We start from the raw sequence: 13,868 nt of genomic DNA on the forward strand, positions 1-13,868 counted from the left end.
GTGAACCGGAAACCATAGTAAGAGAAGTTAAAGTACAAGCCCCGCCAAGAGTGAGCGCCGATACATCGAGTTCTGAGATTCAATCTTCACAGGGTATGACTCAGCAAAGCAGCACATCACCTTCAACTATGCCACCAGTTAAAGGAGAAACCAGGTCAAAATCAGATATGCCACCCGTAGGTAAAAAGTAATAATGAAGTGCAAATAAGCCGTGTTTATTCACGGCTTACACTTGAAAACATGACAGATAAGTGTTATATAAAGTATAGGAGGACTCAAATATGAGCAAAAAAGCCTCAAAGTTTACATTCTGGTCTGACCTTAGATTTCTGTTAAGGAAATCCAGAAGATTGTTGAAAGCATACCTTAAATCTTTCTTTAATCCGGCTACATACAAAAAGCTGGGCCAAGCCATAAAAGCTGACTCCCTGAATGATTCGTCACTGAATCAACAGGCTTTAGACCGAAAAGCTTCAAGAGAGAGATTTAACTTAATTTCCTCTGGTGGGAATCGCTATACACCTATTGGAAAGAAACGTTAAATACCGGCTTTTGTGCATGCACAAAATGTAGCAGGCTGCGGCTTGTTTTTTTTTAAATTGGAATGATACAAATTTATATCATGGAAAAATATTTATCACTCTTCCTGCTGTCGCTAATAACCAGTACAGCAAGCGCTAACACCAGTGAACAAGAGAGAACAGTTAGATATTTAAGTAGCTACGGAGGATTAAATTACAGTGACAAAGGCGCAATAAACATGGCGAGCATGGCCTTTACACAAAGCTGCAATAGAAATATTACCGTCGCAGAACTAAATAGTATCTCCACATCGGCAGAATTTGCAGAGTTAAAAAGTGAAATGCAGGATGGGAAAGCGGTCGGCGTAAATAAGGCAAAATTCATACTTCATGAAAAAATAGACAAACTATGTAAAAAGAGAAAATAATATATGAATGATACTGTAATCAATTTTCTAGCTATAGCGACTATGACCTTGGCCTTCTGGTACTTTACTGTATACAGAAAAAAACAAAGAATGCTTAAATCCTACAATCTACAGAGGAAGGAAGTTATAAGCTCAAATATACTAAAACTCTATCAAGAGTTAGATAAAACCCTCGATAAGAGCCAATACTTCATTCTGCTAAAACCAAGGTTAAATGAAGTTATAGCTAACGCTGAAGGGTTCGATCAGGCAACAATAAGATACATCTCGTATAACCCTATCGACATGGTAGTTTGCAGTGTTGAATCCCGTACAGCTTTGCTAGGTGTCATTTTCTATGATGACTCATTGAAAAATAAAAATAATGACATTGTATATTCAATTAAAAGCAATATGCTTAATGGCGCAGAAATTGGCATTTGTACACTTTCTCCAAATGATATTGAAAATGATGAAAAAATAATTGAATCAGCGAGTACCATTATCGATTTCGTCTGCGTTAATAGTTAAGTCATCATAAATAATTTATACTAGAGAAAATGCCGGTAAATGATGTATCGTTCGGGGCGTTCGATATATTGTCTACACGGCATTTTACTTAGCGACCGTCAGATAGAACCGCCTATAAATAAATATTACTTGGATGTGTAATAAAGATTCAGAACAGACTCCGCAAAGCCATCATCCAATATGTAGAAATAACACTCTGGTACATCAAGAACCTTCGCGAACAAACACATTGTGTCATACGTTGGTTTATGCGTTCCTGTCTCATAGTGGGATACCCTTGATCGAGCTGTTGACTCATCAATTCCAGCGAGAACACCTAAACGTTCTTGTGTCATTCCGGCCCTCAATCGAGCTGATTTGAGGCGATATGGGATCATTTTATGTTAGCCATCAACTAATGTTGACGTAATGTTTAGCATCCCTTAACATCAGAGTTGTTTAGATGTACTAGACACATATGATTTTCCTTTTTGCACCATGCACCAGGGATGGGCTAACGCTCTTAGTTAGCCCAGTTTTTTACCTCCTGGCTGAATATAGATATATGCCTTCACTTATTATTGGATGCAATCCATATAGAGAACTTCGAAATATATAAAAGCTGTAGCAAAATCGAACGATAATATATCAAACAAATCAATTACCAAGCCCCATAACTGGGGCCTATATCTATATCACAAATGTGATACTTTTTTTGCATTTGCATGTTTTCTTTTGCTTATTTCAGGATAAAAATGAACTTTAGCACCTATAATATAATCCGCAATATCACCATCACATTCGGCACGGTCAGAATAGAATATATCTCTATTTTTATCACTTTTAATCATAATTGCATTTGGGAATACACTGATCACCTCACCAGTATGAGTCGTGTCAAGTAAGGTTTGTCCAATCCAATCTGTTTGTGATGGTAATGACGATAAACCAACGGGCAATTGCTTATTAAGCCAAAGAGAATGAAGACTACATAACTCTGCCATCTTCCTATTATTATCGATAAGACTTAACAATTTTAAATTTGAAGGATTAATCCAACCAATAACTTTCAAACAAAGATCATACTTATTTATAACGGCATTAATGATATCTTCAACTTGATACGCATCCTTATGTCTCCATAATGGTTCATGGTGTGATAGGCGGTTTCTTATTTTATTAATATCTTGCAATGTGTTCCCTATGCTATTAATAGATAATGGCGTATTTGTCACTGAATCCAAAGCATACGGAAAAACAGAGCCTCGCAAATTAGGCCATAATGTTAAATATGATGCTTTCTGTACATCAAATGAGTTCTTTACTAAAGATACCCAAAATCCAAAAGTGAGTTTCGGTAAAATATTTTCTGGTGTTAGAGGTTTTTTATCAATTATCAAACGATCTTTTGCCATCTTAATCTGCTGCCAAGCTAGGCGGTTTCGTTGTTCAGTAAAGGTAGTAATAAACCATCCCCTCGCTTCAGCCTTTTTAGCATCCCATGTATTTTGAGGATGATTGTTCTCTATATCAAGATAGAGTGAAGCCACGTATGCTTGATGGATCGCATTTCTCAGTGAGATTTCTACAATCTGAAGGGCCGGAAGAAAGGCGCTAGCTAACTGCTTATTCCAAAGATAGACCCCTAGACATTGCTCTGGTGAGGTTCCCCCTAAGATTGGCAGCTGATATGTAGCAAATCTTGGCGTAGAAAGGGATTCGGTAATTGCTGCTATCGTCATTATATTTATTCCTCATGATGTGGCTAAAAGTATACTCACACCATTTCTTTCTTTAAAACCTTTTGTAACTATGTCATCGACTTGTAAAACTGTTGACAGCTCGGTCAATGTGCCGTAATCTTTTCATCCAGAGGCAACTCTATTTGTGTAAGCACCCGCCCCTACTCAACGATGGTCGGAATGCGAAAAATTCTTTTTTAAAGAAGGCTCCCCAAAAAGGAGCCTTTTTTGATCGCTACATAACCAGACGCTTACTCCTACCTAATCGCAAGCCGCAAGCTAGCAAACCTTCTTTCCTCAGTCTGATCCCGACAACGTAGCAAACACAGGCCATATCAGCCACAATTTGAAGTATCCATTCATGTAGACGAACTTATGTCTTGTTTTATTGGGTTGCTGTCTCTTTTTTGCTGACATGGTAATCCGATACTATTCATAGGGATATAGTGATCACTGCGGTATCGTATGGCATGTTAGCTTATGGGGAGTATTCCTATATAACGGGCCGCAAACCTCAATAAATCTGTGCTGACTCATGCCATCTTGCCTCTATGATTCCGGTGTTTTTCTTACAGTCGGTGCCTTAGCTGATGTCTGGTCATGTGATCCTTCTCTCAAGTTTATTTGTTTGCTGCCGATGAAATCTAATAACCTTAAAAAAACATGGTCTTTTATGAAACTTCAGATAATCATTTCAGCTCTCGCCCTCATCATTTCAAGCTCAGCCAATGCCTCCACAGTGAACCAGGATCTTTGCTCGACTGTCACCTTCCAAGCATTTGGTGAACCCAAACAAACGGTAAGGGACTGCGCTGATCCGCATGAAACGTTCTGGGTGAAGGTAGATATTAACGGGTTACATTTTCCGATTCAGGGGATCGGGCTTATCGTCCCACAGACTTATCATGCTAAAAGTAGCGGAGATTCAGAGTTACTGACGGTTCAAATCACTAAGAAGGAGGAAGAGTACAGTGTACGTTTCCAGGCCATACGAGATCATAAACAAATTAATTGGACGGGTATGATGACCCCTGGTGAACACAAATCATTTAATCAGGATGGCAACCAAATTAAGGTGAGCTTCGCTCGCCAATAACCAGTAGCCTTCTCAATCCCCCGTTCGGTGCAATGGTTAAGCCTGGCGGGTAGATTGATTATTTTCCGAAACATCTCACTAAAGCCGTTTCGGTTGGATTTACACGAAGAGTGCCAAATGTATTAAGAAACATCTGAATATATCCTGTTTTAATAGGGCAATAATCCTAAAATTATAGAATGCATAGAGGAACAGGCTCTATCTATAGATATAATACCTCGTTAGATTGCCCCCATAAACAAAGGAGTGAGCAAATGGATATTGGTTTGAGCTTGCAATCAAGAAATAATAACTATTTTTATGCAATGGCAAAAATAGAGGCTGATAACTTAATCAATCTCTCAAGAAGAGTTTCGTTTAATAATATAAAAGATGTTTTCTTGAGAATGAAATTTGAGAATGATATCAAAGAGTTTGCGCAAAAAAATCTTACCTTTATACGGAACGCCAGAACAGACAACGAGTGCAAAGAAGGGATAGATAACTTGAAAATGGAATGCTATCACCTTTCCAGGCAAGACAGTATGCTCTCATTAAAACAGGCGAGGGTATATATATCCGCTAAAATTGAAGAGCATGATAAAGTTGTCGGCTATGTTATTGATGGAATAGCGGTGATTTTAGGTGGTATGCAGTTAGTAGCCGGTTTGGGGATCATTGCTGGTTCAATAGCGACAGGAAATGTTGTCGGTACTATTGTCGGTGTTCATTTAATACTAAATGGTGCCAGTAGTTCTATTGCGGCTATAGAAAGATTGAAAGGCAATGAAAATGCTACAGACTTTATGCAGGATGCTTATATGGGAACGGCTGAATTCTTTGGATTTGAAAGAAAAACCGGTATGTTGGCCTATTATACGGCAGATTTAACGACGTCATTCTATGGTGTCATAAAATTGTCATTAAAACCCGATGCGTGGCGATTGTATAAATATATCCCATCCGATTACTACCGAAAAATAAACAGCATGAGTAAGCCAGCCCTTGCTATACAAGGAGTTAAGGCCGCAAATAAATTAAGAGTTATCGGCAGCACCTATTCAGATGATAATTCGAAATACGAAAAAAAATAGATAAAAAGGAGGGTTATTCCTCCTTGCAAAGATATCGGTATGATTTCCACGCCAGATTCATTGGGATTATATAATAAGTAGCAAACAAGCCAAAAAACATGACAATAAGGTAACTTGACGTTTCACTGACTGAATATTTAATAATGAAAATAACTAAAACAGTAAGGAAAATCGCACAAATCAAACACCCCGCAAAAAAACGCTTCTTAAGGTCTTTGAGTAAACTGGAATAAGTTTCTTTTTGTGTGTCATCACGCGAAATTATTTTCCGCATGTGCGCAATATTCTTGGCCGTAAAGCCGTTATCCAACAGTTTATTTTCCATTTCTGATTCTGTCACCGCATTATCTCCTTTATTCTGCGTGGTGATATTCTATCGTTATGCCAGACCAACGTCTAATTTATGTTTCTCCTGCCCCCTGTTCTGCCCTAACGCTTTCCTCTTGGGTTTACCCCAAAAGAGCCAAGATGTAAAAAACGCCTTTTCATTGAGGCTAAAATGGAACGGCTAATCATTTAGCAATGACTAATCGATCTTTATCATCAAGCGTAGCTGCGGTATCAAATATATCTAAACGGTTATCATTCAAACCCATCCAGAGCGAGAAAGAAAACTGCGCCATAAGCAGCTTTCCGTGGGCCATAACGAGAATTGAAAACTATTGATGGCTAAATGTCGTCAAATCGCAACTTCGCTTTCACTGCGCCAAAAGAAATGTAGTAACCCTTAGTTACAAATATTGATTACCCTTTAAGCGAATGTTAAGAGTAAATTAAAAGTGAGGGCGTGTTTTTAACAAAACCCTTACAAATATATCCAGATGCTAAGCAAATTGAATGACATTTAATAAGGGACGATTATGAAGGAAATATCGACTACTCAGTACGATAATATCGCTGGCGGATTTGGTGTTGGAAGTTGTGGCTCTAGCAGCTCAGGTAGCGGCTGTTCTGGTTCGAGTGGTGGCAGTAGCTCCCAGGGAGGTAACAGCGGGAGCAATTCTCAAGACCGTAACTATCAAACCTCAAATAGGGGTAGTGGAAGTCAGGCAAATCACTTTGGTAACCCCGGTTCTCTAAGTTCAGGTGGTGGCTGTACTGGTGGTGGTCGTGCTGAAAGCGGTCATGGGCGTAACTAATAGAGTCTAAATATACTGTACAGAGTGATATTGCATTCTGTACAGCTTAAAAGGAGAAAAAAATGCCTTCTTATGTTTTTTATAAAAAAGATATAGAATTGAAAATCTTTGAAAAAAACAAGCTTAGCACCAATGAAATTAAAAACTTATTGAGTGATGGTTTTGAAAAAATAAATATTGAAATTGAAGCAAAAGATGAAAATGAAGCGATCGGAGAATTGATAAAACAGACTGATGAAAATTCAAAATCGAATAATGAATTCAACAAAGATATTAAAGTGTCTTCTGTATCTTCGGTCATTGAGTCATTAATCAGATAGAAAGGATTCATCAACACATGGACGTAAGACTGAGTAATCCCGCACGTGATAGTGTTAATAAAAATGATGTGGTCGCGGCCCTACGAAAAGGGATTAATGATTTCCATCATCAATACCCTGAGCTGGATAGCGATGACCTGCTAAAAGCTAATGCACTAAGTGCATTAGCCACATTACAGTCCGGAAAAAAGGCCGTACCCAACATCATTCATTTCCTATGGATTGGTGACTTAACAAAAACACATTATGAATATATTGAATTATGGATAAAAACAAATCCAGAAAAAACATTTAATCTATGGAGTGATCCATCCAGTTCTTCCTGCTTAGATTTCCACAACACACTTAAAGAACACATAAAAGAAAATAAATGTGACAATCCAGAGCTAAGTCTATTAAAATTAAAAAATAAAGCCTATCATTATATAGTCAATAATATAACCCATGATAAAAATTTTAATGTTGTTGCCAATTCATTCTTAATCAAAAATAAAATATCAAAAACAATCAATAAAAAGGTCTTTTCAGGAAAAGGTTATAACACCTATAATAATATTCTATTACATGACAAAGATATCCCTTCGCTATTTACTGATGAATTTGAAGAGTACAAGAAGTATTATTACTATGAAGTAATACTGCGAGGAAATCTCACCTGTGCCAGTGACATTGTTAGATTAATATTACTCTATAAATTTGGTGGTATTTATATTGATATTGACACATTACCTTACTTAGATAATATTTTTTTGGAGACTAATAAGTTAATCTCATCAGCTAAATACTCAAATGATGAAAATCTAGCATTGGCAAAGTCTGAAGGCGTTTTAAGCAAGCTAAATAATGATAATAAAATCGCCGACAATATAGAACATTACATCAATCTTATCCATGATACTCCTCGTAATGTCAAAGATCAGATAACTAATAGCATATTTAATGACTTATCAACATTTTCATTAAAAGAAATAAAGCCGTTAGGGGATGTGTTAGTTTATGAAAACTTCCTTTCATTAAGTTCTCTTGTTTTTTTAAATGGTGTGTATTTTAATAACATCATCTGTTCTTGTGCAAAATCAAAAGCATTAATGATAATTTTGATGTCTATAAAGAAGAGATATAGATACATTGAAAAAAATAATGCATTATTTAATATAAAAACAAACAGCAAGAACAATGGTTATCTTGCCAGGCTTCTTGAGTACAGATATGACGAGTTTAGAAAAACTAATTTTGTAACACAATCGCTTACTGGCCCACGGCTAATTTGCGAGGTATTACTGGCATTATCATATAAAGTATTGGAATTAGATGATGATATCTCGCCGTTATTAATTGCTACTTTTATGCAGAATGACAGTTTTGGTATAGCCTTTTTAAAACAAAATATGGACACCCCTCTAGGGTTAACATCCACATTGGAAAATTCAAAAAATGATATATTAGGGATCAGCGCATTAATACTCTCTTACAATGAAGAGAATACGATATCGACTGCCATTGACTCAGTTATAGACTTGGTCGATGAAATAGTCGTAGTTGATACAGGATCTACTGACAATACAGTTGAAAAAGTATTAGGTTATACTTCCAAGGTTGTATTATATAAGACATCGTGGAATGACGACTTCTCTGAAATAAGAAACTATGGTATTTCTGTTACTCAAAACCCGTGGTGTATCGTCCTCGATGCGGATGAGTATATTGATGAGGTTTGCAGGCCTATATTTAAAGATGAGTTCTATAAGATAATTAATGAAGATAGTGATCGTTTATATGCCCCGTTCATCGATAATTTGAATGGGACGTATTTAACTAACAATGCCAGAATTTTCAAAAAGCGACCATCCTTAAAATATAGAGGTAAAGTTCATGAATATCTGGATGCAGACAATGATTTTTTAATTGCTATCCCTCAGATAAAAATAAACCACACCGGCTACCTTAGCGAGGTCTATCATGATAAAAATAAACATGGTAGAAATAAAAATATATTATCAAAACAAATTTTCTTAGAGCCTGAAAACCCACGATGGAAATATTTTATGCTGCGTTATTTGGCGTGTGATGATGCTGAGCACAGCAGTATTCTTGATTTCTTTGGTTCATTACCTCTCCCTTATGAACCATCCATTGAAGTTTACGCATTAAATGTAAAAATAATGCTAATTAAAAAACTCATGCGTGAGAGTAAATATCATGATGCACGCTGTCATGCTCAGGTTTTATTTGAACACTACACCGATAAAATCACCGCATTATTGTATGCATCATGCAAATATTTTGAAGCCAGGAATAACTTCATGCTTATAATTAATGAAGTTGAGACTATTTACTCTTCATTAGAGAGCAAAATAGATGATGAATACATTTTCGAAAAAACAGATGATGAAATAACAAAAAAGATGATGAAAGATATTTTCCTCTATAAAAATATCGAATAATTCCAGTATGGAACATTATGAGTTAGAGATATCTAAATATGATTTTTAGACAGGATGCCATTGATAATAAAAAGAATTACTGGTCAGGAAGGTCACTCCTGATATCGGGTACTCCTGTCTGGATTATTGTCACTTTCACAGTGTTATTTTTTACACTGCTTATGGCGATTATTATCTTTGGAAGTTATCACCGAAGAGTCCAGATTTCTGGTGAATTGATTTCTGTACCTAGGGCGGTAACGGTTTTCTCTTCACAGCAGGGGTATGTGGTAAGCCAGTTCGTGGATGTTGGCGATAAAGTGAAAAAAGGTCAGCCCTTATATCAGATAGATATTAGCCGAACGACTACATCTGGGGTAGTCAGTCAGAACCAAAAGGCTAGTATTGAAAAACAGATTGGTGCTATTGAAAATATCATTTTACGTATTAAAGAAAATAAAAAAGTCACAGTAAGCAATCTGAATGAGCAAAAATCAAGTTACGAAACGGCGTTGCAGCATTCCGCTGAAATACTCAAAAAAGCGCAGGTGGGATTGAGTATGATGAAAAAAAATATGGAGAATTACCGACTTTATTTACATCAAGGCTTGGTTAATAAAGATCAATTTACTGGTCAAATGGCTCAGTACTACCAGCAACAAAATGACTTACTCGGCATCAGTAGCCAGAATGAACAAAATGCCCTTCAGGTAATAACGTTGCAGAGCACAATTCAGACCCAAGCCGCAGATTATGATAATCAAATATATCAATTGGAAATTCAGAAAAATGATTTAGCCCGCCAACTCGCTGATGCTGACGCCAGTGGGACATTGGTTGTGACTTCGCCGGTTGAGGGATTGGTTGATTCATTGAGTGTAACACAAGGGCAGATGATTAACGTTGGTGATAGTCTGCTGCAAATTATACCTGGGGAGGCTAGCCACTATGTTTTGGTTCTATGGATACCAAGCCATGCGGCTCCGTATATCTCCATCGGTGACAAAGTGAATATCCGCTACGATGCATTTCCTGCGGAAAAATTTGGTCAGTTTCCCGGTAAGATCCTTTCTATTTCTGGCACCCCAGCTACTCAACAGGAAATGGCAACTTATCCCGCAGCGCCGCCAAAAACACCTGATATTCCACAAACTTGGTATAAAGTGATTGTATTACCGGAAAACAGTTCTTTCAGTTATCAAGGTCGCCGTTTGGATGCTGAAAGCGGCATGAAAGCCACCAGTACGTTATTCCTCGAAAAGCGAAGACTCTATCAGTGGATACTCTCGCCTCTTTATGACATCAGAAATAGCGCAGGGGGGCCGGTCAATGGAAAATGATGCCCTGACTTGGCTTAAGGATCATCTAAGCCTGTCATTCCGTCGCAAGGTGCCGGTAATGCTACAAACAGAGGCCGCAGAATGTGGGCTGGCTTGCCTGACGATGATCGCCAGTTATCACGGTCGGAGAACAAATATCCTCGCACTGCGGCAGGATTTTGGTATTTCGGCTCGTGGGGCTACTCTCACGACATTGACAGGCATAACAGGGGCGTTAGGCTTGGCATCAAGAGCACTCTCGTTGGATCTTGATGAGCTTAACCAACTCTCGCTGCCTTGTCTTTTACACTGGGATTTCAACCACTTTGTGGTGCTGACTCAGATCAAAGGTGAAAGTGTTGTTATCCATGATCCCGCTATCGGCAGAAGGGTCGTTAAACGAAAAGAGTTATCAGAGCACTTCACTGGCGTTGCCTTGGAATTGTGGCCTGAAACGGGGTTTATTCGCGAAAATCGGCAGGTACGGATAAAAATCTCAGAACTACTGCGCAACATCAGCGGCTTTAGAAGTGCTTTGCTAAAGATATTCTGCCTCTCACTGATCATTGAATTTATCAGTCTGTTACTGCCTGTTGGCACACAATTGGTCATGGATCATGTTATTCCCGCCACTGATTTTGGCTTACTCAGCTTAATTTGTTTGAGCTTATTCGTCATAACGCTACTTCAGGCCAGCGTTATTGTATGGCGGAGTTGGTCGGTCATTATTATGGACACACTGACTGATATTCAGTGGAAGGATGGCCTGTTCCGCCATCTGTTACGTTTACCTTTGTCTTGGTTTGAAAAACGCAAACTGGGTGATATACAATCGCGGTTTGGCTCGTTAGGCACCATGCGTCTGACATTTATACATGATATCACCGGCAGTATTATTAATGGCATTATGGTGATCGGTTCACTGGCCATGTTAATACTTTATGGACATTCGCTGGTTTTTATTGTGCTTGGTTTTACTGCCCTCTATGTTTTACTGCGGATGTTCACGTTCTCCCGTTATAAGCAGCTTTCAGAAGAGCGCTTAATAAAAGACGCTAATGCGAGTTCTTACCTGACTGAGACATTATTTGGTATTGCTACCGTTCGCGCTCAGGGCATTGCTGGGCTGCGTCGCCGCAATTGGCTCACATTGACTACCGATGCGGCTAATGCATCGGTGACACTTAATAAATTTGATATGCTATTTAGCATTGTCAGTACATTTATTAACACCTGCGATAACCTTGTCATTCTCTGGCTGGGCATTTCTTTCGTCATGGAAAGACAAATGACTATCGGGACTTTTGTGGCTTTTGGGACGTTCCGTGCTATTTTTTCTGATCGGGCACTTTCTCTCACCGATATATTTTTGCATTTTCGCATGCTTTCCATGCATAACGAACGTGTTGCCGATATCGCTTTAACCAAAGCAGAGTACAACGCACCTGAAAGGGACATATTTCCACCTGGGGTTGCACTCAGTCTGTTCGCAGAAAACCTGTCTTTTCGTTATGATAATCAGTCACCTTATACTTTCAGTAATTTAAATTTGTCGCTTAATGCAGGGGAGAGCGTGGCGATTATCGGCCCTTCTGGCTGTGGTAAAACAACACTGATGAAACTGCTCTGCGGGCTAACAAAACCGACTGAAGGGAAAATATTAGCTAGCGGAAAAGATATCCATGGGGTTGGTGTGAATAATTACTGCAAAGTCGTCGCCTGTATTTTGCAGGAAGACAGATTGTTTGCTGGCTCTCTGCGGGAGAATATATCTGGATTCAGTGTAGTAGAAGATGAAGGTTGGTTAAAGGAGTGCGCACAACTGAGTTATATTTATGAAGATATTATAAATATGCCGATGGGATTCGATACCTTAATTGGCGAACTCGGCGAGGGCCTCTCCGGTGGGCAACGACAGCGAATATTTATTGCACGGGCACTTTATCGCAAGCCTGGAATCCTATTTATGGATGAGGCAACAAGTCATTTAGATGAGCGTAATGAAGCATTGATAAATAAGGCAATTTCCAGCCTCAATATAACACGAGTTATTATTGCGCACCGGCCGTCAACCATCTCATCAGCAGATAGGACTATCATTATTAATAATGGCATTGTTGCAAATAGCCTTCAGCAGAATATCTGATAAACCGGAATATTAATATTGGTTACTTTATAATTTTCCGTGAGTGATTATCTGTCATGAAAGCCAAATGTCGTATTTTTCAGCTACGCTCCCACTGTGCCTAGCGCACCTTTTTGTTTGTTTCCCCCTATAAGGTTTCCTGGCGAACACTCATACACTGGCGACTTTTCCCCTGCCTATTGGCTTTACCCGCAGAGTGCCAAATAGACTCGCGGGAGCATTTGAACAGAGATTTATGGTATTACTGTATTGACAGAATTCAAACAGTAAGTTTACGTATAAAACTCACAGTTAGTTATTAATGAAGGTGAGAAAATGAACAAAGCTCGCAGAAAGTCTCTGGCGGCAATCAGCTCTCAACTCGAAAGCCTGAAAGCCGATCTCGAAGTCCTTCGTGATGAGGAGCAAGAATACTTAGAAAACATGCCGGAAGGGTTACAGCAGTCTGAACGCGGACAGGCGTCAGAGGATGCCATAACTCAGCTTGACGATGCCTTAGATGGTGTTGATGCCGTCATCGAAACCCTTTCGGAAGTTATTGATGGTTGACCCTATGTAGGATGGGGTTCCATGGCTGTCGAAAATATATAGGAATAGAACACCATGAAAAACCGTAATCGTCTGACAAAAAAAGATGAATCTGCCCTACATATGCTCGATGTCCTTCTGGAGAACGAACGTAAGGTGGAACAGCGGTATGAGCTACCTTTCCGGGCACCACGGGAGATTCTCACCAGTCTGCAACAATGTGAACATTGCGGTGAAGATATAGCTCTGCTGATTTTCGGTGATAGCGCTTCCGATGTCCCCGGGCTGGAGGCATACGCAAGACTGATGAAAGTGCCCGTTGTACAGACAAATCTCCCTACCTGGGTGATTACCCCACCCCTCGACCCCAGCTCTTTAGAGAACCCTTCGTTATTGTTGAAAATTCACCCTGATAAAGGCGCACCCTGTTTGATCACTCCTGACGAATGGCTCAACATGATCCATCAAATGAGTGATAATCATTGCAAGCTATGTAGAAAGAGTGGAAAAAGGTCGAAAAATTGACAATCGGGGTTACGGTATAGCCCCATAAACCGTAGGTTTATGTTCAAATACCCCGCAGCGCCCAAGTATCAATTTTATCCTGTTTATAAGCTAAACTGTCGTACCTTTTGCTCTACTTG

The 13,868-nt window shown here is 38.9% G+C and carries 16 protein-coding genes; 13 read left to right on the top strand and 3 right to left on the bottom strand.

Annotated features, from left to right (window positions below; genetic code table 11):
- The 4 genes from HRK25_RS20105 to HRK25_RS19665 form a co-directional block, all read left to right on the top strand.
- A partial coding sequence (locus HRK25_RS20105) for a hypothetical protein (RefSeq protein ID WP_217364412.1) occupies positions 1-191 on the top strand: 191 nt, incomplete at its 5' end.
- Between the two features lie 90 nt (positions 192-281).
- Positions 282-542 carry a hypothetical protein gene (locus tag HRK25_RS19655; RefSeq protein WP_032898445.1) on the top strand — a complete coding sequence of 87 codons (261 nt, stop codon included), beginning with the start codon at positions 282-284 and terminating at the stop codon, positions 540-542.
- Positions 543-622: 80 nt separating this feature from the next.
- On the top strand, positions 623-949 hold the full coding sequence (locus HRK25_RS19660) for a hypothetical protein (protein WP_005276903.1): 327 nt from the start codon (positions 623-625) through the stop codon (positions 947-949).
- 3 nt (positions 950-952) lie between these two features.
- The gene (locus tag HRK25_RS19665; RefSeq protein ID WP_032898446.1) at positions 953-1,459 is read left to right on the top strand and encodes a hypothetical protein; all 507 of its coding nucleotides are present in this window, start codon (positions 953-955) and stop codon (positions 1,457-1,459) included.
- 125 nt (positions 1,460-1,584) lie between these two features.
- Here HRK25_RS19665 and HRK25_RS19670 read toward each other — a convergent pair whose 3' ends face one another.
- Together HRK25_RS19670 and HRK25_RS19675 are read right to left on the bottom strand one after the other, a co-directional pair.
- The gene (locus tag HRK25_RS19670) at positions 1,585-1,836 is read right to left on the bottom strand and encodes a helix-turn-helix transcriptional regulator (RefSeq protein WP_012291369.1); all 252 of its coding nucleotides are present in this window, start codon (positions 1,834-1,836) and stop codon (positions 1,585-1,587) included.
- Positions 1,837-2,133: 297 nt separating this feature from the next.
- Complete coding sequence (locus HRK25_RS19675; protein ID WP_005276905.1) at positions 2,134-3,180, bottom strand: Abi family protein; 1,047 nt, start codon at positions 3,178-3,180, stop codon at positions 2,134-2,136.
- Positions 3,181-3,715: 535 nt separating this feature from the next.
- Between HRK25_RS19675 and HRK25_RS19680 the strand changes: the two genes are divergently transcribed.
- Entirely contained in the window at positions 3,716-4,276 is a 561-nt protein-coding gene (locus HRK25_RS19680) for a hypothetical protein (RefSeq protein ID WP_152411976.1), read from the top strand.
- Positions 4,277-4,767: 491 nt separating this feature from the next.
- A complete protein-coding gene (locus tag HRK25_RS19685) occupies positions 4,768-5,349 on the top strand; it encodes a DUF4225 domain-containing protein (RefSeq protein WP_173361798.1) in 582 nt (193 codons plus the stop codon).
- A 13-nt stretch (positions 5,350-5,362) separates the two neighbouring features.
- On the opposite strand, the gene HRK25_RS19690 is transcribed toward HRK25_RS19685, so the two are convergent.
- Positions 5,363-5,689, bottom strand: coding sequence for a membrane protein (locus HRK25_RS19690; RefSeq protein WP_032898448.1), 327 nt, complete (start codon positions 5,687-5,689; stop codon positions 5,363-5,365).
- A 520-nt stretch (positions 5,690-6,209) separates the two neighbouring features.
- Between HRK25_RS19690 and HRK25_RS19695 the strand changes: the two genes are divergently transcribed.
- The 7 genes from HRK25_RS19695 (at position 6,210) to HRK25_RS19725 (ending at position 13,749) form a co-directional block, all read left to right on the top strand.
- A complete protein-coding gene (locus HRK25_RS19695) occupies positions 6,210-6,488 on the top strand; it encodes a hypothetical protein (RefSeq protein WP_145592793.1) in 279 nt (92 codons plus the stop codon).
- 62 nt (positions 6,489-6,550) lie between these two features.
- On the top strand, positions 6,551-6,808 hold the full coding sequence (locus tag HRK25_RS19700; protein WP_173361787.1) for a hypothetical protein: 258 nt from the start codon (positions 6,551-6,553) through the stop codon (positions 6,806-6,808).
- Positions 6,809-6,825: 17 nt separating this feature from the next.
- Positions 6,826-9,252 carry a TcdA/TcdB catalytic glycosyltransferase domain-containing protein gene (locus HRK25_RS19705; protein ID WP_005276910.1) on the top strand — a complete coding sequence of 809 codons (2,427 nt, stop codon included), beginning with the start codon at positions 6,826-6,828 and terminating at the stop codon, positions 9,250-9,252.
- A gap of 41 nt (positions 9,253-9,293) precedes the next feature.
- Positions 9,294-10,571, top strand: coding sequence for an HlyD family secretion protein (locus HRK25_RS19710; protein WP_032898461.1), 1,278 nt, complete (start codon positions 9,294-9,296; stop codon positions 10,569-10,571).
- Positions 10,561-12,696 carry a peptidase domain-containing ABC transporter gene (locus tag HRK25_RS19715; RefSeq protein WP_032898449.1) on the top strand — a complete coding sequence of 712 codons (2,136 nt, stop codon included), beginning with the start codon at positions 10,561-10,563 and terminating at the stop codon, positions 12,694-12,696. The genes HRK25_RS19710 and HRK25_RS19715 overlap by 11 nt, the downstream gene beginning before the upstream one ends.
- A gap of 315 nt (positions 12,697-13,011) precedes the next feature.
- A complete protein-coding gene (locus HRK25_RS19720) occupies positions 13,012-13,245 on the top strand; it encodes a hypothetical protein (RefSeq protein ID WP_005276913.1) in 234 nt (77 codons plus the stop codon).
- Between the two features lie 54 nt (positions 13,246-13,299).
- The gene (locus HRK25_RS19725) at positions 13,300-13,749 is read left to right on the top strand and encodes a hypothetical protein (RefSeq protein ID WP_005276914.1); all 450 of its coding nucleotides are present in this window, start codon (positions 13,300-13,302) and stop codon (positions 13,747-13,749) included.
- Positions 13,750-13,868 lie beyond the last annotated feature (119 nt).

The organism is Yersinia bercovieri ATCC 43970 (assembly GCF_013282745.1).
In the GTDB taxonomy this organism is placed as follows: Bacteria; Pseudomonadota; Gammaproteobacteria; order Enterobacterales; family Enterobacteriaceae; genus Yersinia; species Yersinia bercovieri.

Coding starts and splice junctions, on each gene's coding strand:
- HRK25_RS19670 (WP_012291369.1), bottom strand. CDS start 1,836: ATGATCCCATATCGCCTCAAATCAGCTCGATTGAGGGCCGGAATGACA.
- HRK25_RS19725 (WP_005276914.1), top strand. CDS start 13,300: ATGAAAAACCGTAATCGTCTGACAAAAAAAGATGAATCTGCCCTACAT.
- HRK25_RS19675 (WP_005276905.1), bottom strand. CDS start 3,180: ATGACGATAGCAGCAATTACCGAATCCCTTTCTACGCCAAGATTTGCT.
- HRK25_RS19655 (WP_032898445.1), top strand. CDS start 282: ATGAGCAAAAAAGCCTCAAAGTTTACATTCTGGTCTGACCTTAGATTT.
- HRK25_RS19705 (WP_005276910.1), top strand. CDS start 6,826: ATGGACGTAAGACTGAGTAATCCCGCACGTGATAGTGTTAATAAAAAT.
- HRK25_RS19665 (WP_032898446.1), top strand. CDS start 953: ATGAATGATACTGTAATCAATTTTCTAGCTATAGCGACTATGACCTTG.
- HRK25_RS19680 (WP_152411976.1), top strand. CDS start 3,716: ATGCCATCTTGCCTCTATGATTCCGGTGTTTTTCTTACAGTCGGTGCC.
- HRK25_RS19685 (WP_173361798.1), top strand. CDS start 4,768: ATGGAATGCTATCACCTTTCCAGGCAAGACAGTATGCTCTCATTAAAA.
- HRK25_RS19695 (WP_145592793.1), top strand. CDS start 6,210: ATGAAGGAAATATCGACTACTCAGTACGATAATATCGCTGGCGGATTT.
- HRK25_RS19720 (WP_005276913.1), top strand. CDS start 13,012: ATGAACAAAGCTCGCAGAAAGTCTCTGGCGGCAATCAGCTCTCAACTC.
- HRK25_RS19715 (WP_032898449.1), top strand. CDS start 10,561: ATGGAAAATGATGCCCTGACTTGGCTTAAGGATCATCTAAGCCTGTCA.
- HRK25_RS19660 (WP_005276903.1), top strand. CDS start 623: ATGGAAAAATATTTATCACTCTTCCTGCTGTCGCTAATAACCAGTACA.
- HRK25_RS19700 (WP_173361787.1), top strand. CDS start 6,551: ATGCCTTCTTATGTTTTTTATAAAAAAGATATAGAATTGAAAATCTTT.